Genomic DNA, 24,177 nt, shown 5'->3' with positions numbered 1-24,177 from the left:
ATATTAAAAAAGAAGGGGCCACGTTGAAATGTCCATTTGTCTGCTGGGTAATATCGGATGGCCTTATTTGCCGCATATGATATTCATTAAAAATATACATAATATGGTAACAATACAGTGGATTCATGTTAATATTTAGATGACTCAATTTTCTAATGTTAGGAGGGGGTTATGTGGGCGGAGATGCACTCATTTGGATAGTCCTTCTGGTATCGCTATTATGTTTAAATATAATGGCTATATCCTTACACCAAAAGAATAAAATGCCTCTATGGTTATCTGGCATCTGCATTTCGGTAATAGGGCCGATTATAGCTTTTATGTCCGGTTCTATATTTATCAAAATGGCTCATAATGAAGGTAGTACTGGAGAAGGCGCGGGAATTGGTGCCGCGTTTATAGGATTAATTATTGTAGCAAACGGAATCCTTTATTTTGTGATAGGTATCATAAGGGCCATCGTGAAGTTTGCTAAAAGAAAGGTCATATAATAATTTGGAATGACTTGGATAATATCCAAGTCATTTTTTATTCATCCCCCATTCAAGAAATAAAAAGAGCAAAGACAATAATGCTGCACTATCAAAGGAATCAGGACATTCTTTATAAACGCTCTTAATATCTCTACAAAGACTTGCTAGGTGTAAGATTTTTCGTTAGAACCTAAATTACTGCTCAATTCTATTGATACGGAAGGAGAACTGCAAGATTCGTTTTAAAGAATTCATAGAAGAAAAAGATAGTAACAGCTTATTGGAATTTTTATTAAAGAGGCTTTCGGTTAATGATGTGCAAAGAGAACATGAAAAAAGCCATTGTCGCCTCCTATGAAAAAACATGACGCATGAAGATTGGTATACCAATGCGCACTGGGTTTCGAACCCCATCGGGTCCGTTGCCTCCAATGCAATCGGCTCAAAAGGAATGGGAGCTGTCAGAATGTGCTTCCAAAGGTGTATTTCTTTTTATATAGGGTAAAAGAATGATAATGAAGGAATTTCGCAGAAGTCAGTTTCTCTGTTTTTGGGGCAGCGGTTTGGTCAGCTGCCAATCTTTCTTTATCATTCCACTCTTAAAGGGGAGAAAGCATGCATATTCATTTTGAACAGCAAAGTCAATTTGCGATAAAAAAGATTTGGGGAGAGCCCAAACAGGATATTTCTGCAATTTGCTATGATTCAAGAAAGGTTTCAGCGGGTTCTGTTTTTATTTGTATAAGCGGGGAAAATCATGACGGCCACATGTACATAGATCAAGCAATACAAAAAGGAGCATCTGTCATTGCAGGAGATAATCCTGATAAGCTGCAGGCGGGTTTTGATCATAACCCTGGCACTTTATTTATATTAACAGAGGATGCCCGCAGCTTCCTTGCACATCTTTCTATTTTTTATTTTGAACATGTTCACGAAAAGTTACATACTGTCGGAATTACCGGTACAAATGGCAAAACGACTGTCGCTTCTTATGTTCAATCCCTTATGAACAATTTGGGCAGGAATAGCGGTTATTTGGGGACGAATGGAATGTTTTCCTCGAAGGGAAGGATTAGCTTCAGCCAAACTACACCGACTACGCCTGAATCCCTGGATTTGCATTCTATCTTTCAGGAACTGTATAAACAGGGTGATCAGGTGGCTGCAATGGAGGTTACCTCAGTGGCTCTTGAGCAAAAACGTGTAGAGGGAATTGAATTTGATATTGCTGTCCACACAAGTCTGACCCCCGAGCATCTCGAATTCCATCATACCTTTGAAAATTACAAGAATGCCAAGATGAAGCTTTTCCGTCAATCTAAAAAAGCAGTAGTTAATGTGGATGACAAAGGGATGGCAGATGATATTCTGGATTCGTTCAAGGGTCCAATTTTGACGTACAGCCTCAATAAAGCTGCAAATGCTGATGTTACAGCGAATAATATCAAGATTTCTGCAGCAGGTACGGCCTTTGAATTGATTGTAGGCGGAGAATCCTATATTGCCAGTACACCCATTTTTGGCGAATATAACATTGCAAACCTCCTGGCTGCAATCTGCACCGCACTGCATTCAGGGTACTCTATGCAAGAAATTCTTCCGGCGCTTGGTTCGATTGAAAGCCCAGAAGGAAGGCTTGAGGTACTGGCTTTTGGGGAACGGAAAATTATTCTGGACTATGCCCATACACCTCCAGCTTTGAAAAACCTTATTAAAGAAGTGAAAAAGATGCCGCATCGCCGTCTGATCGTGCTGATTACTGGTATTGGAATCAGAGATCGGGAGAAAATGCCTAAAATGGCCCAGGCTATTGAAGGGGAAGCAGATGAAATTGTAGTGTCAGTGGATCACCCCGGCTTTAATGATCCGAATGAGATCATCAGCCATGTAATTGCCGGTTTTAATAAGCCGCTTGCAGGGAATATCCACAGAGCACCAACGCGGCATGAAGGGGTACTGTCCGCTCTCTCTCTTAGCGATAAAGATGACTTGATTGTTTTAACGAGCGGATGCATCAATGGAGCACAGCTGGTAAAGGGGGAGAAAATACCTCATTCCGATAAAGATATCATCCAAGAATATTTTGAACGCAAAGAAGCTGTCTCAAACCTCGATTTTGTGCACGTATAAAACAAAAAAGAGGATTGTATAAAGGATAGCCACCTAAAACTTCACGAAGTCAAATTCTTTATTTTTGAAGAATCTGGCTTTTTTGTTTTCATTAATTATTTTTCTTTTTATTGTAGAAAAATAATCTTAAACCAGCCACTAAAACGATTCCGATAATAAATAATATAAGTTATTTCTTTTGAAAAAAGACCTAAGGCTAAGCTTAAAAATAAAATTATCATTTCTAATGCTTTTTCAGTTTTGTCTTTCAGGATGCTCTCTCCTTTTTTTTATGCCCCTCATCTTACATTTTGAGTTACAAGAGAATTTGTAAGGTGTCTCTTTTTTAAATGAAAAGTAACTCTCTGCTTTTTTTCGATATTTTGAGTGGTTTTTTTGCAACGGGAATTGCTTCCTATACAGGCTAGAATGCCGCCATTTCAACCGTACACTACTATCCTTGTCCAGAAACTACCCTCCAATAGCATCAGCAACTTCTTTCTCGTATACTTTTTTCAGCTTTCCTGCGTCAGCCGTCCGATATTGCTTTTCTAATTTAGTGCGTAATAGTGACCAAACGTAGCCTTGTTCGAACATGTCTCTATCATATTTATGGTCTAATTCCTTTTTGGTTATTCCTAAGCTGTCAGCGAAGGCTGCTTTCGATGGTGGTGAATATTTTTCAAATTTATTAATATATCTATCTAGTTTTTCATTCTCTATATGCACATGATATTTATCTAATGCGATTGCTTTCCATATCTTATATGTATGTGCTTCTTGCTTTGATAATTGGACTACCTGTTTTTTGGACAAGTCTGTTTTGTCATATAATTTTTCTTGTACTAATGTGCGAATGATCCATTTTTTCTGTGAGTCATCATGCACCTTGAAATTTTGAGCTTCCGAGAGAACTTCATCATAAGCTTTTTTGTATTGACTATAAGAATAGTTTGCATGATATTTTTGTTCTTTTTTGCTTTTTAGTTTTACTGTAACTTGCTCAGATGAATTTTTTTGACATCCTGTAATTGAGACTAGGCTAAAAGACAAAAGAAATATGCCTACAAGGACCTTCATAGACGAGCTCCTTTAAAGAAGATTTTCCTTATTTTAACATATGTCTCCGATGTTGAATAGGCAATGAGGCGAAAGGCAGGTTGCTGAAAACTTCTGTAATTTTAGTAGGGAAAATGAGTATTCGAGGCGACTTTTAACGTATCTGCGTTCCTTTATTTAAAGTGAAGCGAATTTTATTGCCAGCTTACATTTACAACGCTGACATACAAATATAAATCCTCTTTACAGTATATAAATATTCGCTAAATACTCGTCCTCTATATTGAAGATATAAAATCTTACAATTAAGAAGGAGTGTTAAGTATGGTAAAAAAGAAAAAGATTATCAATGCAGCTTTATCTCTTGCTGTTGTTACCACTTTCGGATTTAATCATTTTGCAGATGCGCATGGAGTTTCAAAAACTATAAAACCTCATAATGGAAAGGCAAAGAATGTAATTGTTTTTGTCGGGGATGGAATGGGTGCGGCCCATCGTGAGGCAATCCGGCTGGCTACTGTAGGACAAACTGGTAAACTGGCAATGGATGATATGCCTTATTCAGGCATTGTACATACAAGCTCAACAACTCCCGTAACGGATTCAGCAGCAGCTGCTACCGCTATGGCATCAGGGGTGAAAACGTATAACGGTGCTATTGGTGTAGATGCTAACAAAAAATCAGTAAAAACAGTCCTCGAAATGGCAAAGGGAGCAGGTAAATCAACTGGATTGGTGACAACCAGCCAGATTACCGATGCGACCCCAGCTGCATTTGGTGCTCATGTTACAGATCGTTCAAAACAAAGCGACATTGCAAAGCAATACCTTGAAAATAGCAAAGTCGATATCCTGTTAGGCGGAGGAGAGGATTTCTGGTATCCTGCAGGAAATGCCGGAAGCTATGAAGACCACCCTGCAAAGGACCTTTCAGAACAAAGTAAAGGAACACAAGGTAATCTTGTTGAGGAAGCAAAAAAGCGCGGCTACAAGTATGTGACCAATGCTAACGAGCTTAAACGTACAAAAAGCAGCAAACTGTTAGGTCTGTTTGCAAACGAAGAAATGTTCGAACAGAGACCAGAGGGTGAAGGTGATCTATACGATCCTGTTGTGCCTCTTCCTGACATGACAAAAAAGGCAATTGATACACTATCTAAGAATAAAAAAGGGTTCTTCTTGATGGTTGAGGAAGAAGGAACGGACGAAATGTCACATGAGAACAATGCAGAAAAAATGATCAAAGCTGGTCAACAATTGGATAAATCCGTTGTGATTGCAAAGGAATATGCTAAAAAACACCCTGACACACTTGTTCTGGTTGTTGCAGATCATGAATGCGGAGGATTATCTATTGAAGATGTGGACAGCAAAGATGAGTCCGGCGATGGCATCTCTAAAGAGGACGGTCCGTTTAAGGTGGCAAACAGCGGAAATCAATTTATGATGGATTGGACAACCAGCGGACATGGCGGTGTATCTGTTCCTTTAACGGCAACAGGTGCAGGAGGGGAACTATTGTCAGGAACATATGAAAACACTCATATTTTTGATGCTATTAAACAAGCAATGGGATTGAAAAAATAATTACTGAAATCTTTAATATACTCAGGCTGCCGGCAAAGTCGGCAGCCATTTTTTGTGCAATTACCAGCTTCAAACATCTATTATTCGTAAATTTTATATATCAATCTTCTCCGTGAGTCCTGCTGATTGATTACGGTGCATGTCACATACAATTATCATGATGCTGACCGGGATAATGAAGGCAAAACCATCTTCAAATGGTTCCGAGCAGATAAAAAGAAAAAACAACTAATTATTGCAAACCAATCAAGCTGCAAATTAACAACTAAAGATCCATCAAAGCAAATTATGGTGGAAATTACCCCGATTGCTAAATCAGGAGTGAAAACTGGAACTAAAAAAATAAGCAAGGCTATCAAACCAGTAAAAATACAGTATAATGTACATCTGGAATTAGGCGTAATTAGTAGTAAGGCATATGTGGAAAGAGTAGGGTCCGTCGTTAAGGAGGATTACTATGGACAAGTATCAGGCTCTTATTATAAAATGACGGCGAACTTTAAAACGAGAGCAGAAGCAGTAAAAGTTGATAAGGATCTGAAACGAAGAAATTTAATAAACAATAATTCTCTCAATTGAATAATCGTTCCCTTTTTATGAATAGCCATTGTTTCCATTAAAGTATACGCTTATCCAAGAAGGATAACGCCTATTTTTGTTAAAGTTATAGTATGAAGGAGCAATTTTAGCCGATATTCAATTATGAAGAAAACCAAGGGGGAAACTAATATGACAAAGAGAAATAGGAAGTTATCACTAGAACAGCGTGAAGAGCTGCTCAACACTTTGAAAGCCCGCTTTGAGAAAAACATGCACAGGCATAGAGGTCTTGAATGGGATAAAGTACAAGCTAAGATTGAAGCTAATAATGAAAAACTGTGGTCGCTCAATGAAATGGAGGGAACTGGGGGTGAACCGGATGTCGTTGGACATGATAACAGGACGGATGAATACATTTTTGTTGATTGCTCAGCGGAAAGCCCTAAAGGCCGCAGAAGTGTTTGCTACGACCGGGAAGCGTTAGAGTCAAGAAAAAAGAACAAACCAGAAAATAACGCTATTGATATGGCTGCTGCTATGGGAATAGAACTTTTAACGGAAGAACAATATCGGGAACTGCAGAAACTTGAAAATTTCGATCTGAAAACTTCGAGCTGGGTTCAAACACCTGGCTATATTAGAAAGCTTGGCGGTGCCATATTTTGTGATTGCCGCTATGACACTGTATTTGTGTACCACAATGGAGCGGAATCTTACTATGCTGCAAGGAGTTTCCGTGGCATGCTCAGGGTCTGAACTTTGAACAAACATCTCAATCTGTATTTGAGGAATGGATTACCTGGGAAATTCTAATTTTCCTTCTCCAACTAGGTGTTGTAAGATGAAAAATTGGATGCTGCAGCAGCTTTTTTTTCCGCAGCGGGCAGTTAGAATATAATTGAACGCGCAGTCAATTGATGAGCAGTTTTTTTAGTCTGTACTTTGTCAACAGCGGATACGCTCGGAAAGAACCTTGAAATATTGCGTTTGGAGCAGAGCCCGCCATGAAAGTCCGGTAATGCTTTTAAAAAAAGCAATGCCTGCAATTTTACTATAATAGATACTTTTTTTAATTCATTTCAAGAGTTTATATTCAGTTCATAAATATTATATATAATCTGTTTATCAAATGTTGAAAGGGTTAGATATAAATGGAAAGCATTACAAAGTATAAGGAACCAGTTTTAGCTGTTAAGAGCAATAAAATTCTGGTGATGATGGGTTTGATAATTGGACTGATTTTTTCTGAGCTGGATGAAACAGTGGTTAATACAGCAATGCCGACAATCATCCGTGACTTAGGCGGTTTATCTGTGTATGGATGGGTCGGGGGCGTGTATATGTTAACAATGTCTGCATTTATGCCGATATTGGGAAAATTAGCGGATTTAATGGGACGCAAAAAAATATATTTAACAAGTATGGCATTTTTCATGGGAGGATCGATTGTCTGCGGGCTATCACATTCCATGACTCTTCTCCTCATTGGACGCGGGATTCAAGGGTTGGGGGCGGGAGGCTTAATGCCGCTTGCTATGACCATTTCAAGTGATCTCTTCCCCGTTGAGCAGCGGGCAAAAGTACAAGGATTCATGGGCCCGATCATGTTTATTCCGATGTTATTAGGACCATTGATGGGCGGGTATTTTGTCGATCAGGTAAGCTGGCATTGGATTTTCTTTGTTAATATTCCTGTTGGGATCATAGCAGCCCTTTTTTTGGCAAGCGGATTGAGGGAAACAGCTATTAAGAAACAAGTGGTTATTGATTGGGGAGGGGCACTGTTATTAGTTGCTTCAATCGTTTCCTTGCTGATCACACCAGTTCTTGTAGAAAACAATGGCTACACGTGGGGCTCACCTCTCATTATTTTCCTCCTTTGCCTGGGAGCTGTTTTAATTGGAATCTTCATTTGGGTTGAGACCAAGGTAAAAGAACCAATTGTACCATTGCATTTGTTTAAAAACCGCAATATTCTTGTGTTGTCATTAATCGTCTTTACTGTCGGCATCGGCTTGATGGGATCCTTTTCCTCATTCCCTTATTTTGCACAAAACGTGCTTGGACTGACTCCGACAGAAGCTGGCTATTTGACATTGCCAATGATGGTTGGAGCAGTTGGGTCAGCGATGGTAAGCGGTTTTCTGCTCACAAAAGTGCGCTACCGTGAACTATTTGGAATTGCATTTATCATGCCGATTATCGGATTTTACCTGTTTTCTCATATGAGTATTCATACAACAATTACTCAAATTATTATTTTCTTTTTCATTACAGGTCTTGGGTTAGGAGTTTTGTTTGGAGGAGATAATCTCATTGTTCAGGAGTCTGTTGAAAAAGAAAATAAAGGAATTGCCCTTGCGACTGTTCCGTTATTTCAAACTATTGGGGCAACAGTCGGAGTCAGTCTCTTTGGGAATTTGTTATCCTCCACCCTTACCTCTAAATTGAACAGCTTAGGTGATAAACTTCCTGAAAGTATGACTGCAAATATGAAAAATTTAGCTGCAGCAGGTGTTCCTCACGGGTTGCCGGCAGGGCTATTAACACAAGTTAAAACATTATTCATAGAAGCATTTCAGCATATTTACATGTACTCATTTATCATCGCGATCATTGCGTTTGTTTTGGCATGGTTTTTGAAGAAAGAAGTATTATCACCCAAATCCGATGAAGAGATTTAATAAAATTTTTTCATGTTTCATGATCGGGGAAGGTATTAATCTGTATACATCCCCATATTGTCCATACAGTATGTTATAATGAAAACAAACCTTTGAAGTCTTAAATTTTTTTACATTACCTGTTCCATCTCCCTGCTCTAATACTGAGCAGGGTTTTTTATTTCATGCTATATAAGAATAAAAAAAACAAGCTCTTAAAAAAGAGCTTGTTTGTGTCATTCATATAATATTAAGCTTTTTGAACGTTTGTAGCTTGGGGTCCGCGTTGACCTTGCTCAACGTCAAAAGTAACTTTTTGGCCTTCGTCTAAAGATTTGAATCCTTCAGATTGGATAGCAGAGAAATGTACGAATACGTCGTCTCCACCTTCGCGTTCGATGAATCCGAATCCTTTTTCTGCGTTAAACCATTTTACTGTACCTTGTTCCATTTTTGTTGCCTCCTAGTGCGTTAAAACACATTGTATTACTATCCTTGCCCAAAGTGATTCTCAAGAAGAAAAGTCCATATCTGTACTATCCCATTACACCGAACAAAAATAATTCTCTCTTATCATAACAGCATGCTGAAGATATTGCAAATTAATGGGGGCAGAACTTATCTGTTTCCTCCATGGTTTAGTTTTTTTAGAGGGACTATGACCGTTATATTTAATAGTACCTCTCCAATCGGCTGCTGAAGCCATCAGTGGATTAATGGTAAAATTAAGAAGATAAAAGAAAAAAATATAAACTGATTTCACATATGAGTTTTTATTATTAAAGGAGGTACATTACTATGGATTTCGTAACAGTTATGAAGGAGCTTGAAGCTTTGGGTAAGGAACGTACCAAGAAAATATATATATCCAATGGTGCCCATGAGCCGCTGTTTGGCACGGCAACAGGGGCTATGAAGCCACTTGCAAAAAAAATAAAAATAAATCAGAGTCTGGCTGAAGAGCTCTACGCCACAGGCAACTACGATGCCATGTACTTTGCGGGCATTATTGCAGACCCGAAAGCAATGACAGAGGCAGATTTTAATCGCTGGATGGATGGGGCATATTTTTATATGCTGTCCGATTATGTGGTTTCAGTAACTTTATCAGAGTCAAGTATAGCGCAAGACGTTGCCGATAAATGGATTGCCAGTGGTGAAGAGCTGAGAATGTCAGCAGGCTGGAGCTGCTACTGCTGGCTATTAGGGAATCGATCAGACAATGAGTTTTCAGAAAGTAAGATTTTGAATATGCTTGAATTTGTAAAAAAATCTATTCATGATTCCCAAGAACGAGCGAAATCTGCTATGAATAACTTTTTATACACCACTGGGACTTCCTATTTGCCCCTGCATGAAAAGGCAGTTGAGACTGCAAAGGCAGTAGGTACAGTTGAAATTCGGCGTGACAATAAAAAAAGCAGTTTTCTAAACGCCTGTGAAAGTATTCAAAAAGAAATTGATAGAGGGAGGATTGGGTTCAAACGCAAATATGTAAGATGTTAAAAGCAACTCACCTAAGGTTAAGTGTGAAATTAAATAAATAGATTGAAGACGCTCCTTTCGGCAATGAAAACCCCAAGATCTTTTTGTATGTCTCGCTGACTAAACGAAAATATTTCCTTCGTTTTTGTTTTTAGAGAGAAGAGCTTATATTCAACAATAGTTATAGGCTGGTTGAGCAGGTATATACGTTTATTTCTTGAATGTCTATTGTGAAAAGTAATGTTTTAGAAGGGAGATAATTATGATTATTAAAGGTTTTGGGGGAGTATTTTGGAGAACTAAAAATTTGGATGCTACAAAAAAATGGTACAGTGAAGTGTTCAAAATCAATATAGAAAATTGGAATGGGACCATTATTAAACCCCACTCAGAGAATGAAACGATCTTTTCTTTCTTTGCTGAAGATGACAGTTACTTTCCTGAAGAACAGCAAGTAATGCTGAATTTCCAAGTTTATAACATTGATGAGACAATTAAGCATCTTGAAGAGATTGGGGTACCTCTTGTAAAAGAAAGAGAGAGCAGTGAGTATGGAAAGTTTATCTGGATTGAAGATCCCGAAGGCAGACTGGTAGAGCTGTGGGAGAAATAACGGGCTGTCATTATTCATAATTTCTTGAAACGGGCACGATTCTTCATTAAGAAGAATCGTTTTTTCTTGTTTGAGTAACAGGCAGGTGATAAAGGGATTTCAAGGAAGGGTCTAGAATATACATATTTTAGAAATTTTCAGGAGGGTCAATAAAATATGGGCAAAAATCTTATGTCTTTTTCAGTGGTTTTTAAATGAAAGCAATATCATCTTATTTGATAAAAAAAGCGGAGAGTATTGGCGGAGATTTATTGAGAAGGATGCGGACCCGACTAACTGGGAAAAACAACAATCGCCAGTTTCTCAGCATTAATACATCAAACTTATCTAAAAGACAGGAATATGGCAAAGCAATCACTTTAAATTATGAATCAGCTGGCTAGAGCGGGAGAACCTGCTGCCGCTGCAGGAACTTTGCCGGTTTTATTTTGTATATTCGCAGTTTTTTATATATGACTAAATTGGGGTGAATAAATGTTAATAAAGACGGATGACGAAATTGATTTATATATAGAAGTGAGGGGGAATGGAATACCATGTATATTTCTCCACGGAGGGCCTGGATATTGGAGTAAATCGTTTAGTGAAACAGCAGGGAGTCTTTTAGAAAATCACATGGAAATGATTTATATGGACCAAAGAGGGTGCGGGCGATCTTCATCTAATACGAAAAATTATTCTTTGAAAAGATTACTGAGGGACATTGATACTGTCAGATTGAAATTAAATATTGATGAATTTTACTTAATGGGTCATTCATTCGGGGGGATTCTCGCTGTAAACTACGCTTATTATTTTAGTCAATATACAAAAGGATTAATATTATCAAATGTAACCCTAAACATGGAGGCATCCTTTCGCCATCAAATAAAAAAGGGTTCAAAAATTTTAGGCATAGAACAAATGGAAGTGGAAGGTAATGATCTTATGAGTACGTTCTATGCCATTCAAAGTGAATTATTAAAACAGGAAATTTACTTTTCTCTTCAATATAAAAACATAAAAAATAAAACAATAATAGATGAAATTGATAAAGAATTAATGCCTCACCCATATTTTCAGCAATTTATATTATCGGAGGAGGAATATTTTAAAGATTTTACTTTGCTTACGAAGAGATTAAAAAGCCCGCTTTAATTTTATCCGGGCAATACGATGATGCTATAGGACCAGAACACCATCTCTCTTTTAACTTTAGGGAAGGTATTAATTGTGTATTGGATAGCGGACATCACCCATTTATTGAAACTCCTAGTGAGTTTGCGCAGGCAATTATACAATTTTGTAAAATGAAAAATTAAACTTCGTAAAGTTGGCGAACTTCGGTGCTGTGACAAATTATGTTGAATGATGTACAGGTTAATTGTTTAAAGAATGCTCTTAAATAGATGCAAAGTACTGACTTCATTGTGTAAGTGTCATTATCAGGAAATTTGCATGATTAATAATGGAGGTGCTACTTTTTAACCATTATTCCTTGAAATGGAACAGATATCTACTATAATAGTAATGAGTATATTTTCCTAATTGAATTGAAAAAGGCAAATTCATTGAAAAGTGGAGACGCAAAACTAGAGGGACTAAGGCGTAAAAGCTATGTCAGCCAGTTGCCGGTAAGCAGCAAACGTGAGATTTATCGGTCGAGTGATAGGTCTCTTTTTTGTGTGCAAAAAAACAAAGGTTACAGGAGTTAGATGAGATTTCTTTAAATCAGCGGATCCTTTTGGAAAGCGGGGTAAACACAGAAATCTATAGGAAACAACTATGAGGACATACAGAATATAGCGAATGAAGTATGGTTCACAGCATACTATTCTCCATAATGTAAGAGTCCAGATAGTAGTTATTGCATGCAGAGCAATGGATAGATGAGCATAAATAAAGATGAAAATCGGGTAGAAAAAATACAAAATGACCAGTGAATAAAAAGTAGTTCACTATATTGGTGGTGGAATGATATATCATGGAACATATTTATGACTTAACAGAAGATGATTTAAGAAGGGCATTGGAAAACGGAGAATTTCTTCTTTACTATCAGCCTAAAGTTAACTTGTTTTCCGGGAAAATTACAGGTGCGGAGGCACTTATCCGCTGGGCATGTCCGTTAAGAGGCATTGTTTCGCCTTTAGAATTCATTCCTCTGGCAGAGGAAACAGGATTAATTGTGGAAATTGGGAAATGGGTAATCCGTACAGCGTGCAGGCAAATGAAAGAGTGGCAGGAAATGGGCTATCCTTCCATGGTCATTTCTGTGAACTTGTCTGCGCTTCAATTTGCCCAGGCAAACCTGGTGGAGACGATTACTGTTATTATCAAAGAAACTGGACTAGCTCCAGAGTTTTTAGAGATTGAAATTACTGAAAGTATGACAATGAATGTAACTGCTGCTCTCCCAGTATTAAGAGATTTAAAACAGTCCGGAGTGAAAATCAGTTTAGATGACTTCGGAACAGGCTATAGTTCTCTTTCTTATTTAAAAGAATTTCCTATAGATAAAATTAAGATAGATCAAAGCTTTGTCCGCAGCTGTACAGAAGAACCCAAGGATGCAACAATCGTAAAAGCAATAATTGCGATGTCCCATCAGCTTGACTTGGAAGTAGTGGCTGAAGGGGTGGAAACAAAGGAGCAGCTGGCATTTCTTCAGAGCAATCTTTGCGATATGGGACAAGGATACTTTTTCAGCAGGCCATTGCCCCCAGAGGAATTTGCGGCAAACATATCTAAAATTGAAAAAATGATTCAAAACGCCGGAAATACTCGTGAAATATGCCGGCAAAGATGGCTGGAGGCGGAATTGGAGAAATCCCGCCAAGATCTGCTGGATACTGTAAACCAGCAGCAGGGGCTGATATTTAAATTTATTAAGAAGGATAATCGATACATTTACACCCTGTGTGCAGGTGAATTACTCTCACATGCAAAGATGCTGCCGGAACAAATCATTGGAAAAGAGGTTTTTGATTTTCTTTTATACGAAGAAGCAGTCATTAAGCATACATATTATGAAAGAGCCTGGAGAGGAGAAAATAACCTCACATACGAAGGGCATATCAATGGGATTTGGTATATTGCCTCATTGCGCCCCATTTGGAAGGATGGCCAAGTTATAGAGGTTATCGGGTCGTGTGCGGATATAACGGAAAGAAAAATGCACGAAGATAAGTATAAAAGATTTGTCGAGTTAAACCCAGAACCAATCATTGTGTACCAGCAGGGAATAATTCAATATGCCAACCCGGCATGCACAAAATTATTAGGGGCCGCATCCTTTGAAGAGCTGGCCGGAAAGTCCATTTTGGAATATTTTCATCCTGAATCTGCCGCGTTTATTGAAAAGAGAATTGATGAAATGAATAAGATAGGTATTTCAATTCCGCCAACCGAAGAAAAAATTAAACGTCCGGATGGAACAATTATTGATATTGAGGTGACTGGAATTACCATTATGAATGAGGGAAATCTCTCATTTTTGATGATATATCACGATATTACACGCAGAAAATACAAGGAAGAAGCATTGCAAAAAAGTGAAACTAAATTTCGCCGTTTAGCTGAAATGTCAAAAGTTGTGTGAAGGTCTGAGTTCATTTATCATTCTTCAAACATTTTAAGCGCTTATAGTCCAAGTAAGCAGGAAGAAGATGTTCACAGTATCATTTATATAATCACTGAACACTCAGGTTGAGAAACCGGGTGTTTTTCATTTTTCAGGATGTATCAATTGTGTAATAAAATTCACCTGCAATACCAGGACAAAAAGGGGACCACTAGGTTTTAAGGTTTATGCTGCTGCCTAAAGGGAAACAGAATCTGGTAGATGATTTCGACAGGAGGAATGCCAGATGGTTAAAACAATTTTCATTACTGGTGCAGGTTCAGGACTTGGAAGAGGGGCTGCGCTGGGACTTGCCAGTGAGGGGCATCATGTAATTGCCACTACCGAATTGACTTCCCAGAAAACGGATCTCCTCAGGGAAGCAGCGGAAAAGGGCCTGGACATGGATGTTTTTAAACTTGATATTACCAATCCGCGGGATCTAGAGCAGATTGAAAACTATAATTTTGACGTTTTTGTAGCGAATGCTGCGATCAATGAAGGAGGACCTCTTGGAGAAGTGCCAATGGACAGATTTCGTGCACTTTTTGAAGTGAATGTTTTTGGTACGCTTGAGTCAGTACAGATAGCTTCAAGAAAGCTTGTGAAGAAAGGAAACGGAAAAATCATCTTCATGAGCTCGATGGCAGGAATTTCTGCAACACCATATGTTGGGCCTTACACAGCCACAAAGCATGCGATTGAAGGTATTGCCCAAACCTTAAAGGCAGAGCTTGAAGGGTTTGGGGTGAAAGTGGCTACAATTAATCCAGGAGCATTTAATACAGGCTTTAATGACCGAAGCGCAGAGGAAAAATATAAATGGTTTGATGAAGAAAAAAACTTTACAAAAAAAGAAGATATGAAAAAACAAGATGAGCAGCTGGAGAATCAATTTGATCCAGAAGATATGATTAAAAAAATGATTGAAATCATTCCGGCCGATGAACATAAATTCCGTACCGTCTATCCCGGGGAAACGGAAAAACAGCTGAAGAAAACAGAACAAGAACGCTGGAACATTTAAATCATGATTTAAAAAGGCGCTGGCCCTTGGCCAGACGCCTCTTTTGCTGCAGCAAATTGTATGGGAATAAAAAACATTTCACTTTATCATTGAAATTTAATCTGCAGTGTACGGGTATTTCATATACTCATTATCATATTTTAATTGTAACCCCGTTCACCGAATGGCTGCAGCTTTTCCAGCCATTTCTTCTCAAGATCACCCAGTGCTTCCTTCTCGTTATAATAAGGGACGTCTTTCTTTTTCAATACCTCCAGCACCTCAATTGTGAAGGCATTCTTGCCGAATTCCTTCCATTCTGCCTGCAGTTTTTTATTGAAGTTCACGCCATTTTCGAGACTGAATAAAACACCATTAAGAGTTTTTAAATTGCGGGTGCTGCCAACAAAAATTTTCTGGTTTCCGGTGTTCTTAATTTGGTATACACCGGCTTCGATGGTTATTTCTTTATACTGCTGTTTCAGTTCCTTTTTGCGGTCCATACTTTTTCCTCCTGTACTCTTCTTAACCGGCATTAACCGGAAGTATAACCGTGATTTAATGTTTCGAGAGAGGGTACTCCCAGTAGGTAAAGGGCAAGTACCATCCGGAAGTCAGACTACTTTTTCAGCCAATATTCGCTTCCATCAGGATGGCGGTCAATAAATCCATATTCAATCAGGTATCTTCTGATTGTTGCATAATCATCAAACATTTCCTTGAGAATTTGATTTAAATTCCTTTCATCATATACCTTTTCCGCTTCAAGCCTGTTCGCGATTTCCCGCAAAACGGCTAGACGCTGCTTTTCCTTGGGAGGGAACCTTTTTAATCTCCCGTCCGTTCCATCAGGAAAGAATTTGCTGATAATATCAGCTTGTTCTTCTTGTGTAATATCGTACCTGCTATCAATCATTTTCGCCGTTTTGTGGGGGGAGACAAAAGCAGGTGCATGCTGGTCTTTTTCTTTCAGCAATTCCATCATTGCCAGAAATATTTTTGCCTGGCGTTCCTTTTCCTTTAGGGCAAAACGGTGATGCCGGATTGTCGATGTACTTCCAATGCCGGCTTCTTGCTGAATATCTTTATCATTTTTCCCCTGATAAAAAAGGCCGAGCAAATGATTTTGGTGATCTGTCAGCCCTGTCAGCTTCTTATCAAGATGTATTAAGTAATTGAAAACCGAACCATGTTCCATCTCGATATGAACACGCATATATCTTTGCGCTTCATAAAAAATGCTTTCGTGCTGATATATGACTCCATTTTCAATCCTTTCGCCGCATAACAGGCAAATATATGAACCGCTTTTTAGGATATACCCCTGCTTAAGCTCTTGCAGCGAAGCGTTCCAAAATAAATCGGATAATTCCAAGACAACACCTTCTTTAAAGTTAAATAAACAAAAGATAAATTTGTTTATTATATAGCAAATATTTTATAACTATGTTTAATGTATGTCAATATGATCCTCATGTTCCCAAAACTGTACCAAAAGCATACCCTACATTAACCCGCACATACATCGAAGGAAGTGACTTATATGTGCAATATGCCTATTCAGATTATTAACGTTGGCGGTACAGCAATCGTTCAATTCGGGAACTCGATTAACAATTCACCCAAATCCACTTCCAAAAATTTTCATGGCTCCGGCTCAGGAAACTCTGGGAGCTTTATCACCAACAATAATCTCTTCAGCATTGCAAATGGAGAAAATTCGAGCGTCGTTGACCAGCCATCAGCATGCTAAAAACAGTTACAGTTTGCCCGCCTTTTGGCTGGGCTCTTTTTTTTGCCTAATTACCCGATAATGACTTTTACGGAATGATAATAAAGAATAACTTTGGAGACGATAATAAACGGATAAATGGGCTTTTTAGAAAGGAGTGAGTGAAGGAATGAAGAGAAAGTTACTGGGCGTGTGTATGTTAATAATAGCTGCAGGAGGATGCAGCCAAAACAAGGGGGTTGATGACAATGATGGAGGCAAACAAAACGTCCCTAATGATGTAAACTATCCAAGCCAGGTTCCAAATAGAACACCCATTGACACACAAAGACAAATTGAAATGAATATCCCGCCAAGTCCTGCAAATCAGTAATACCTTTAGATTCTAAATCTTTCTTGATGGAGATAAAATGAAGTAAGCCTAATTAGCCGCAAGTGAGTATGGGGTTTCTTAGATACAGAAATCCCTCACATCATTATGATTTGATATGGTAGAATTAAAGCACTGAATTTCTTCCATTAATTTGCAGGTGAAAGGGGTCCTCCATGAGCGATTTATCAAGATCGAAAATTTCATTAGCCGAGAAAAGAGAAGTGTTTCATAAAGAACTGGATATTCTCAGGGAAAAAAGACTTATCCCTAAAACAGATTACATAAGAATCGGCAGCGCATATGAAAGGCACTATAATCAGGTGCTTCATCAGTCGATGCAGGAAGTCAGCGAGAAGCCCGAAAACTTTAGTGAGGATGTTCCTGCAAGCAGCATTGAAACAAATCGTTCTGCCGGGGAACAGCCCGTCAGTCTGTCCGCCAAAACTCCGGCGGAACAGCCGCAGGTAAATGTCGCGGCAGAAACCCGGAAATATCCGGAAATAAGCGAAAAGGAGAAGAATCAAACAGCAGTACCTGATTCTAATACTCTCAGCAAGCAGACAACGGCTAAGCCTGCAAAAACGGCCGAGCAAATCAGGGAAAGAAACATTGCAGCAGTATTGATTGCTGGAGTGGTTTTTCTTCTATTTGGCGGGCTTATTTTGGCCACTTCCACATGGGGGGCTTTAAATTCTGTTCTTAAGGTTTCACTTATAAGTCTGGTATCAGTTTTCTTTGCTGTTATGGCATTTATCTCTGCAAAGCTGAAAATCAGACAAACTGCTTTTGCGTTTTTGACATTAGCCGGGATGTTTATCCCAATCTCTATATTGTCAGCTTCCTATTATAAAATTTTCGGAGAGTACTTATCGCTTCAGGGAGAAGGAAGAGGGCTTCTTGGATTTATGGGCGGTCTGGTATGTTTGTTTATCTACTATAAAATCGCTGCTTTTTTTAAGTCGAGAGTGTTTATTTTTATTTCGCTTGCGACATTTGCAGCAACAAGTTATTTTGGATTATCCTTCATTACACCTTCGAAGGAGATGCTATTTCTCCTATTAGCAGTATTCAATCTGCTCCTGGTGTGGAATGTGAGTAGTCTTAAAACAAGAAAAGTCCTGCAAATATACCGTTCATATATATTTCAATTTATCCAATTTAAGATTATAGCTGAAACCTTTGTAATCTTAACTTTATTTGAAGGCAATTGGCTGTATTCCCTGGCTGTACTATTATCTTCACTCGTATTCTTAATATTATCTTTGAAACACAAAGGCAAATATTATGGTTATGTTTTCAGTGCACTATTTAGCTATGGATATTTCCACTTAGTTTACACGTCTTTCCTTGAACAGGCAGACATTGTTGCAATTGGGCTGCTGCCAGTCATTTTTTCAGTAATTTGGCTGCTGCTTTCAAGGATCAAGCATCCTTTATCAACAGATTTTCTTTACACAAGCATGATTGCATCAGCATTGGTTTTCATCTATATGAATGGTCTTTTTTATCAAGAAAACTATGCTCAAATGGCAATTGCACTCTTTATCATGATGGCACAGTTTGTTTCAATTGCGCTTTTAACGGCAAACAAAGTGTTCACTTATCCGGTAGCGGTGCTTATTAATCTTGCACTCTATGATTTGGCTATGGCTAATCACTTTACTATTTCAGAAACATTGACTATGATGTTTGCCTTTTCAGCAGTCTTATTTGCTGGCGGCTATCTGTTTAATACAAGTAATAGATGGCGTTTATTCAGGGAAAGTACCTTATATATTGAAGGAAGCCTCATTTTCCTGCTCACTTTGGCAAAAGTGGCAGGTGAAGAGTGGCTAACAGCTTGTCTGTTCCTTTTAGTGATTTCTGCACTATTCTTTATTGCCTATGGAAAGGAAGAGACAAAATCAGCGCGTGAAGTATGCCGATATGGTTTTCCGATAAGCGCATGTTTGTCCTTGCTGCTGTCTTTTTTGTTCTTAACAGAAAGAATCGGGTGGTATGATGTTCATATTTCTCCTAGTATTCATTTAATGATGAGTGCCTTAATAGCCATTAGCGCAGGGTTTTTGCTGAGAAAATCATACAGCGGCTATTTTTCGGTATTTTTTATCAGCGGGCAAGTTCTTTCGTTCATCTCGCATCTTTTGATTTATGCAGATGGCTTAAATCCGTATGGCTCTGCAGGTTTAATGCTTGCCGCAACTATGATAAATATTTTATCCGTCCATCAATACCAAAAGCACTATCTATGGCTTGCTGTTTTATTTACGGGATCCGGGGCCTACGGATATATATTGGACGCCCTTGACTTCAAAAATCAGAATTACATAATTGCATGCTGCCTTGCAGCTCCATTGGTTTTTTATCTTATCAGTGAGTTTGCTGGCAGGTATTCAAGAAGCGGAAAGCTGTATTTCTTCTGGTACAGCCATCTCCTCAATCTAGCAGCTATTCCTGCAGGATGCCTGATGATAATTATGACTGATGCCTCACCGTTTTTATATCTGTTTGTACTCGTGCTTTACCCGTTGTGTGCAGCAAGAACAGTTATCATTCGCGAAAGGTATATTTTTGCGTATGTGGGATTTGCAGCCCTTTACTTGCAGGTATGTTTATTTTTCAGGGATCTTCAAAACATGGATTATTTTACTTCGGTTACAATGTCCGTTACAGCGGCAATCATTATAGTTTTATGGTTTATGTTTAAAACGTGGAAGTATATAATTGAATGGTATTTAATTCCATTCCTGTTATTGACAAATGCAGCGTACATCATGGAATCTTATACAGCAGGCTTTCCACAGAAGATGAAAGTTCTCTGGACAGGGGGGGCAGCTGTTTTTCTGGCCTTTACGCTGTATCTCCTGATGAAGAGAAAGTGGGAAAACCTTGCTTCGCTTCCTTTATTGCTGGCTTTTATATTCTTTTCGAATTATGCCAGCAGCTTGCCGGTCAGCGGGGCGATTGGCCTTACTTTAAGCTTAACGGCAATCATGCTGCTTTTGAGCAGAAGCCGCTTTAAGGGAGTGATAAAAAGAGAAGCATCAAAAACATTTGTTGATGCGTACCGTATATTTGGATGGCTGTTTTTGTTGAGCCTTCAGGTTAGACTAGTATCATCCGTGTTCCGCCACACCACCTTGGAAATTCTAGTAGCTTGTCTGATAGCGGCTTACTTTGGGATTATCAGAATGTGGACAGAAGGACAAATGGAAAGAAAAATTTATATGGCGGCATTATTTATTGCAAGCCTTTATCCTTATTACCTTGTGATGAAACAAATACCTGTTCCTGAGATACTATCCATGGAAGTATTGTTAATACCCGTCATGGTGATTTCCTCGATTCTGCTCAGGAAGATATTCAACTATGGAAAAACCTCGCAGCTTATTGAGCTGCTGATTGTTGCATTCGTCTTTTTGATTTTGGTGTCAGACAGTATTGCGGGCAATACAGTAAATGATGCCATTGTAATTGGAGTCATTTCTCTTGCATCCATTTTAACCGGATTTTTCATGAAGTATAAATCGTATTTTTTGTCAGGGGGAGCGGTTCTTTTATTCAATGTATATATGAATACAAAGTCTATGTGGGGCAATCTCCCGTGGTGGCTGTATCTGATTATTGGCGGTATTTTGATGATAGCTGCAGCGAGTTTTTTAGAATGGAAAAAGCAAAGGGAACATACAACCTCGAAAGAACTTCTTGATAAAAATAAAATGAAGATAAAAAACTGGTTCAGTAAATGGAAATAATGAACAAAGAAGCAGGAATCATTTTGATTCCTGCTTCTTTATCATGATTATCACTGAACGCGCTTCTGCTTATTTGCGCTCAATAAGCTTATTAAAATTCACCTTCATATTAAGCGAGAGCATAACGGGTATACCCGCCAGCATGACTGCAAATTCTCCGGCAGCAGTTGTCAGCCAGGTCAGCAGGAACGGCAGGCCAATGGCCAGGTGAAGCTCCAGTGCTATAAGGAACATTGTAATCGTGAAAACAATGGTATTTATAAACATGCGGAGCAGAACATTTTTAACAAACCGTGCAGTCAGTATCGCAATAAGCAAACTTATCACGGATTGCCCGACTCCAAAGATTAAATCATAGGCCGCCGTCGGTGAAAAGAAATCGGTTATGATAACACCCAGGATGATCCCCGGGAAGAACTTCTTATTGAACACCACAAGATGATTAAACATCTCGGAAATGCGGAGTTGGATGTTGCCATATCCAAAAGGCGCAATGGCCAGGGAGACAACAATATACAAGGCAGCCAGGATGCTGTTGGCGACCAGGGGCTTAATGTTCATAATCTCGTATTCTCCTTAGTTTTTTTGCGTGGGAGGGTCACGAACCACGTTAGTTTATTAACACTCAAAGTGTAATAGTATAGTAAAATGAATGTCTCCGTCAATACATTGGGTATAATTGCATAGGAAATGTGTGATTAGATTAATTTTAGGCTAAAAAGTAGAAATGATTCGGGGAATTTTAGTATAGTAGAATAAACTTTGATATTCATGCCGGCCTGCCTCGTGAAATATTATGAAATAGGGATGATGAATTTGACACTGCAAAAAAATCTTGGTTTGGTGGTCGATGTCGAAACAACCGGCTTAAGCCCTAAAAGCGATGAAATCATTGAGCTTGCCTTAAAGCTGTTTTCGTATGATGCAAAAAGCGGTGAAGTTCTAGATATAGTCGAAGAGGCTTCGTATTTACGAGAGCCATTATCATATTCTGCAAGACAAAATTACAGCAGTGCCTATAAGATACATGGAATTCCTTTTGAATCAGTGGAAGGAAAAAGCTTTTATGATGAAGAAATTTCTGGTTTGTTTGCTAAGGCAGATACGGTTTTTGCCCATAATGCATCGTTTGACCGCAGCTTCCTATATCATATGTACCCTGAAATAAATGAATTGAAGTGGCATTGTACGATGAGAGGGGTGCCTTGGAAGGAATACGGATTTCTTAACAGCAAGCTGCTGACACTGCTTCAATACCATAAAATAGCAAACCATCAGACACATAGGGCCCTCGACGATATCACCTACCTGCTTGAGCTTCTTAAACAGCAAAATCCGAGCGGCAGCCCCTATCTAAAAGAAGTGCTCGAACGCGGACACATGAAGAAATATAAGCCTGCATCCCAAAAGAGTACAAGTTCATTTCCAAGGAAATCAGGTACAAGGAAAACAGGAGATCATTTCAGCTTTTAAGAGAGTGGCTTTTAAATTCCGTCAATCAGCGGATTCTTGAGCATCTCTTTTTTTTATGCATTATATCCGTTTACAGGCACCAAGTCTCCTTGGTGCAATAAACCAGGCAACATTTTTTTGGGTCATTTTTTCTTTGAACATTGAAAAAAAATTTGAATGAATTTTCATACTTAATGTAGTGCTTAGGGCCGATTATGTGTAAGATGTAAATAGGGGAATTTTTTAAAAGTGATGTGTCAGAAGGAGATAAAGTAGAAAAATGAGTGCAGTTAAAGATTATTTGCAAAGTAAAGGATTTTCAAGGCTGATTACGCTGTTTATACTGGTGGTTTTTTTATTTAGCATAGGCAAGATGCTGAATTTGCTTCTATTTACGTTCATTTTCACCTTTCTTATGGGAAGGATGCAAAGCTTTATAACACGGCATTTAAAAAAAATTATCAATATAAGCCCTAAATTAGTCATCAGTACCTTATATATTATTGTTGTCGCCACGGTTGGAATCGTTCTATATAAATATCTTCCGGTCATTACTTTGCAGATCACGGAGCTTGTTAAGCAGATGCTCCATTTTTATCAGCATCCTCCGGATATCAGAGCGATCAGATGGATCATTGATAATATCAACAGGCTTAAATCTCCTCTTGACGTACAAAAGCAAGTGAATGCTTTATACATATACCTATCCGACATCGGGAAGCTGGCTTTGCAGATCTTTTTAGCCATTTTGCTTAGTTTGTTCTTCCTGCTCGAGAAGAATAAAATTATCGCTTTTACAACTAAATTCAAGCATGGGAAATTTAGTGACTTCTTCATTAACATTGCGCACTTTGGAAGCAAGTTTGTTAATTCCTTTGGCAAAGTGATTGAAGTGCAGTTTATCATCGCTGCCACAAATGCCATTGTTTCAACCATTGTTCTATGGATATTAGGATTTCCGCAGCTGATCGGGCTTGGCCTCATGATTTTTTTCCTTGGGCTTGTGCCGGTTGCCGGCGTCCTGATTTCACTTGTTCCGCTTTTGGTCATTGCCTATAGCATCGGCGGGATTACAAAAGTCGTTGCTGTAATTATTATGATCATTGTGCTGCATGCATTGGAAAGCTATATCCTTAATCCGAAGTTCATGTCGGCAAAAACGAATCTTCCAACTTTCTTTACATTTATCGTGCTCATCTTTTCGGAGCATTTCCTTGGAACATGGGGGCTGATTATAGGTATCCCGATTTTTATGTTCATACTGGATATGCTTGACGTCACAGACGATAGATTAACATAGGCAAAAACCAAAAAGGTGGGAAAAGAGTGTATCTTACCGTCAAAGAAACAGCAGAATACCTTTCAATGACAGAAGTGATGATAGAAAAACTGATTCATCAAAACAAAATACGTACCGTTTTTGATGGTGAACAGCATTTGGTATACAAAGAGCAATTTAAAACACACTTTGAACAGCTTGAGAAATATAAAAAACAGCTGGCAGAGTGGAACAGCGAACCGCTGCCTGAAGATCCCGATATAAAGGATGAAGATTAACCGCAGAAGAAGGCCTTCCAAACTATTGGAAGGCCTTTTTTGCAGGTTTCAGGCATATGAATCTCCATCTTCGATCCAGTATTTCAGCTTTTGAGTGTGAGTCCATTCAATTGCAGAATCCCTCTATTAAATATCTGCATTACTGTTTTTCCTCATGTAAACCTATTAA

Annotated in this window: 22 protein-coding genes and 2 riboswitches; of the genes, 17 read left to right on the top strand and 5 right to left on the bottom strand. The window is 38.6% G+C overall.

Going from position 1 to position 24,177, the window contains the following annotated elements:
- Window positions 1-173: 173 nt before the first annotated feature.
- The gene (locus BM126_RS17385; protein ID WP_090990702.1) at window positions 174-491 is read left to right on the top strand and encodes an ABC transporter permease; all 318 of its coding nucleotides are present in this window, start codon (window positions 174-176) and stop codon (window positions 489-491) included.
- Between the two features lie 597 nt (window positions 492-1,088).
- Window positions 1,089-2,606 carry a UDP-N-acetylmuramoyl-L-alanyl-D-glutamate--2,6-diaminopimelate ligase gene (locus tag BM126_RS17380; protein ID WP_090990701.1) on the top strand — a complete coding sequence of 506 codons (1,518 nt, stop codon included), beginning with the start codon at window positions 1,089-1,091 and terminating at the stop codon, window positions 2,604-2,606.
- A 450-nt stretch (window positions 2,607-3,056) separates the two neighbouring features.
- On the opposite strand, the gene BM126_RS17375 is transcribed toward BM126_RS17380, so the two are convergent.
- Entirely contained in the window at window positions 3,057-3,665 is a 609-nt protein-coding gene (locus BM126_RS17375; RefSeq protein WP_090990700.1) for a hypothetical protein, read from the bottom strand.
- Between the two features lie 303 nt (window positions 3,666-3,968).
- Here BM126_RS17375 and BM126_RS17370 point away from each other — a divergent pair, with 303 nt between their 5' ends.
- The 4 genes from BM126_RS17370 (at window position 3,969) to BM126_RS17355 (ending at window position 8,455) form a co-directional block, all read left to right on the top strand.
- Complete coding sequence (locus BM126_RS17370) at window positions 3,969-5,231, top strand: alkaline phosphatase (protein WP_090990699.1); 1,263 nt, start codon at window positions 3,969-3,971, stop codon at window positions 5,229-5,231.
- Between the two features lie 126 nt (window positions 5,232-5,357).
- A complete protein-coding gene (locus tag BM126_RS17365) occupies window positions 5,358-5,810 on the top strand; it encodes a hypothetical protein (protein ID WP_090990698.1) in 453 nt (150 codons plus the stop codon).
- A 150-nt stretch (window positions 5,811-5,960) separates the two neighbouring features.
- Window positions 5,961-6,527 carry a DUF4256 domain-containing protein gene (locus BM126_RS17360; RefSeq protein ID WP_071351597.1) on the top strand — a complete coding sequence of 189 codons (567 nt, stop codon included), beginning with the start codon at window positions 5,961-5,963 and terminating at the stop codon, window positions 6,525-6,527.
- Window positions 6,528-6,922: 395 nt separating this feature from the next.
- A complete protein-coding gene (locus BM126_RS17355) occupies window positions 6,923-8,455 on the top strand; it encodes an MDR family MFS transporter (RefSeq protein ID WP_090990697.1) in 1,533 nt (510 codons plus the stop codon).
- Between the two features lie 229 nt (window positions 8,456-8,684).
- Here the strand turns inward: BM126_RS17355 and BM126_RS17350 are convergent, their stop codons facing one another.
- A complete protein-coding gene (locus BM126_RS17350) occupies window positions 8,685-8,885 on the bottom strand; it encodes a cold-shock protein (RefSeq protein WP_026694422.1) in 201 nt (66 codons plus the stop codon).
- Between the two features lie 347 nt (window positions 8,886-9,232).
- Here BM126_RS17350 and BM126_RS17345 point away from each other — a divergent pair, with 347 nt between their 5' ends.
- From BM126_RS17345 to BM126_RS17320, 5 genes are all read left to right on the top strand, one after another.
- Window positions 9,233-9,940, top strand: a complete 708-nt coding sequence (locus tag BM126_RS17345) for a DNA alkylation repair protein (RefSeq protein ID WP_090990696.1) — start codon at window positions 9,233-9,235, stop codon at window positions 9,938-9,940.
- Window positions 9,941-10,184: 244 nt separating this feature from the next.
- Window positions 10,185-10,532 (top strand): VOC family protein, encoded by a 348-nt coding sequence (locus BM126_RS17340; protein ID WP_090990878.1) that lies wholly within the window; start codon window positions 10,185-10,187, stop codon window positions 10,530-10,532.
- 474 nt (window positions 10,533-11,006) lie between these two features.
- A complete protein-coding gene (locus BM126_RS17330; RefSeq protein WP_090990694.1) occupies window positions 11,007-11,669 on the top strand; it encodes an alpha/beta fold hydrolase in 663 nt (220 codons plus the stop codon).
- Window positions 11,670-12,062: 393 nt separating this feature from the next.
- Window positions 12,063-12,147: riboswitch (cyclic di-GMP riboswitch) on the top strand.
- A 348-nt stretch (window positions 12,148-12,495) separates the two neighbouring features.
- The gene (locus tag BM126_RS17325; protein ID WP_090990693.1) at window positions 12,496-14,112 is read left to right on the top strand and encodes an EAL domain-containing protein; all 1,617 of its coding nucleotides are present in this window, start codon (window positions 12,496-12,498) and stop codon (window positions 14,110-14,112) included.
- 268 nt (window positions 14,113-14,380) lie between these two features.
- Window positions 14,381-15,160, top strand: coding sequence for an SDR family oxidoreductase (locus BM126_RS17320; protein WP_090990692.1), 780 nt, complete (start codon window positions 14,381-14,383; stop codon window positions 15,158-15,160).
- Window positions 15,161-15,300: 140 nt separating this feature from the next.
- Here BM126_RS17320 and BM126_RS17315 read toward each other — a convergent pair whose 3' ends face one another.
- Together BM126_RS17315 and BM126_RS17310 are read right to left on the bottom strand one after the other, a co-directional pair.
- On the bottom strand, window positions 15,301-15,642 hold the full coding sequence (locus BM126_RS17315; protein WP_090990691.1) for a GIY-YIG nuclease family protein: 342 nt from the start codon (window positions 15,640-15,642) through the stop codon (window positions 15,301-15,303).
- Between the two features lie 116 nt (window positions 15,643-15,758).
- Entirely contained in the window at window positions 15,759-16,514 is a 756-nt protein-coding gene (locus tag BM126_RS17310) for a DUF2087 domain-containing protein (RefSeq protein ID WP_090990690.1), read from the bottom strand.
- A gap of 177 nt (window positions 16,515-16,691) precedes the next feature.
- On the opposite strand from BM126_RS17310, the gene BM126_RS17305 reads away from it, so the two are divergent.
- The 3 genes from BM126_RS17305 to BM126_RS17295 all read left to right on the top strand — a co-directional run bounded on the left by BM126_RS17305 (window position 16,692) and on the right by BM126_RS17295 (window position 20,999).
- Complete coding sequence (locus tag BM126_RS17305; RefSeq protein ID WP_256213167.1) at window positions 16,692-16,892, top strand: spore germination protein; 201 nt, start codon at window positions 16,692-16,694, stop codon at window positions 16,890-16,892.
- 148 nt (window positions 16,893-17,040) lie between these two features.
- A complete protein-coding gene (locus BM126_RS17300) occupies window positions 17,041-17,244 on the top strand; it encodes a hypothetical protein (RefSeq protein WP_090990688.1) in 204 nt (67 codons plus the stop codon).
- 173 nt (window positions 17,245-17,417) lie between these two features.
- Entirely contained in the window at window positions 17,418-20,999 is a 3,582-nt protein-coding gene (locus tag BM126_RS17295; RefSeq protein WP_090990687.1) for a hypothetical protein, read from the top strand.
- A gap of 69 nt (window positions 21,000-21,068) precedes the next feature.
- Here the strand turns inward: BM126_RS17295 and BM126_RS17290 are convergent, their stop codons facing one another.
- Window positions 21,069-21,560 carry a QueT transporter family protein gene (locus tag BM126_RS17290; protein WP_090990686.1) on the bottom strand — a complete coding sequence of 164 codons (492 nt, stop codon included), beginning with the start codon at window positions 21,558-21,560 and terminating at the stop codon, window positions 21,069-21,071.
- 9 nt (window positions 21,561-21,569) lie between these two features.
- Window positions 21,570-21,614, bottom strand: a riboswitch (PreQ1 riboswitch).
- Window positions 21,615-21,770: 156 nt separating this feature from the next.
- On the opposite strand from BM126_RS17290, the gene BM126_RS17285 reads away from it, so the two are divergent.
- From BM126_RS17285 to BM126_RS17275, 3 genes are all read left to right on the top strand, one after another.
- A complete protein-coding gene (locus BM126_RS17285) occupies window positions 21,771-22,472 on the top strand; it encodes an exonuclease domain-containing protein (protein ID WP_256213176.1) in 702 nt (233 codons plus the stop codon).
- 259 nt (window positions 22,473-22,731) lie between these two features.
- Window positions 22,732-23,751, top strand: a complete 1,020-nt coding sequence (locus tag BM126_RS17280) for an AI-2E family transporter (RefSeq protein WP_090990685.1) — start codon at window positions 22,732-22,734, stop codon at window positions 23,749-23,751.
- Between the two features lie 26 nt (window positions 23,752-23,777).
- On the top strand, window positions 23,778-24,008 hold the full coding sequence (locus BM126_RS17275; protein ID WP_071351585.1) for an excisionase family DNA-binding protein: 231 nt from the start codon (window positions 23,778-23,780) through the stop codon (window positions 24,006-24,008).
- The last annotated feature ends 169 nt before the right edge of the window (window positions 24,009-24,177 follow it).

This window comes from Bacillus sp. OV322 (assembly GCF_900112495.1).
Lineage (GTDB): Bacteria > Bacillota > Bacilli > Bacillales > DSM-1321 > Peribacillus.
This window is presented reverse-complemented; position numbering and strand designations above follow the sequence as displayed.

What these genes read in the sequence shown, in the direction of transcription:
- BM126_RS17380 (WP_090990701.1), top strand. Translation starts at nt 1,089, where the DNA reads ATGCATATTCATTTTGAACAGCAAAGTCAATTTGCGATAAAAAAGATT.
- BM126_RS17375 (WP_090990700.1), bottom strand. Translation starts at nt 3,665, where the DNA reads ATGAAGGTCCTTGTAGGCATATTTCTTTTGTCTTTTAGCCTAGTCTCA.
- BM126_RS17370 (WP_090990699.1), top strand. Translation starts at nt 3,969, where the DNA reads ATGGTAAAAAAGAAAAAGATTATCAATGCAGCTTTATCTCTTGCTGTT.
- BM126_RS17360 (WP_071351597.1), top strand. Translation starts at nt 5,961, where the DNA reads ATGACAAAGAGAAATAGGAAGTTATCACTAGAACAGCGTGAAGAGCTG.
- BM126_RS17355 (WP_090990697.1), top strand. Translation starts at nt 6,923, where the DNA reads ATGGAAAGCATTACAAAGTATAAGGAACCAGTTTTAGCTGTTAAGAGC.
- BM126_RS17350 (WP_026694422.1), bottom strand. Translation starts at nt 8,885, where the DNA reads ATGGAACAAGGTACAGTAAAATGGTTTAACGCAGAAAAAGGATTCGGA.
- BM126_RS17345 (WP_090990696.1), top strand. Translation starts at nt 9,233, where the DNA reads ATGGATTTCGTAACAGTTATGAAGGAGCTTGAAGCTTTGGGTAAGGAA.
- BM126_RS17330 (WP_090990694.1), top strand. Translation starts at nt 11,007, where the DNA reads ATGTTAATAAAGACGGATGACGAAATTGATTTATATATAGAAGTGAGG.
- BM126_RS17325 (WP_090990693.1), top strand. Translation starts at nt 12,496, where the DNA reads ATGGAACATATTTATGACTTAACAGAAGATGATTTAAGAAGGGCATTG.
- BM126_RS17320 (WP_090990692.1), top strand. Translation starts at nt 14,381, where the DNA reads ATGGTTAAAACAATTTTCATTACTGGTGCAGGTTCAGGACTTGGAAGA.
- BM126_RS17315 (WP_090990691.1), bottom strand. Translation starts at nt 15,642, where the DNA reads ATGGACCGCAAAAAGGAACTGAAACAGCAGTATAAAGAAATAACCATC.
- BM126_RS17305 (WP_256213167.1), top strand. Translation starts at nt 16,692, where the DNA reads ATGCCTATTCAGATTATTAACGTTGGCGGTACAGCAATCGTTCAATTC.
- BM126_RS17300 (WP_090990688.1), top strand. Translation starts at nt 17,041, where the DNA reads ATGAAGAGAAAGTTACTGGGCGTGTGTATGTTAATAATAGCTGCAGGA.
- BM126_RS17295 (WP_090990687.1), top strand. Translation starts at nt 17,418, where the DNA reads ATGAGCGATTTATCAAGATCGAAAATTTCATTAGCCGAGAAAAGAGAA.
- BM126_RS17290 (WP_090990686.1), bottom strand. Translation starts at nt 21,560, where the DNA reads ATGAACATTAAGCCCCTGGTCGCCAACAGCATCCTGGCTGCCTTGTAT.
- BM126_RS17285 (WP_256213176.1), top strand. Translation starts at nt 21,771, where the DNA reads ATGCCGGCCTGCCTCGTGAAATATTATGAAATAGGGATGATGAATTTG.
- BM126_RS17280 (WP_090990685.1), top strand. Translation starts at nt 22,732, where the DNA reads ATGAGTGCAGTTAAAGATTATTTGCAAAGTAAAGGATTTTCAAGGCTG.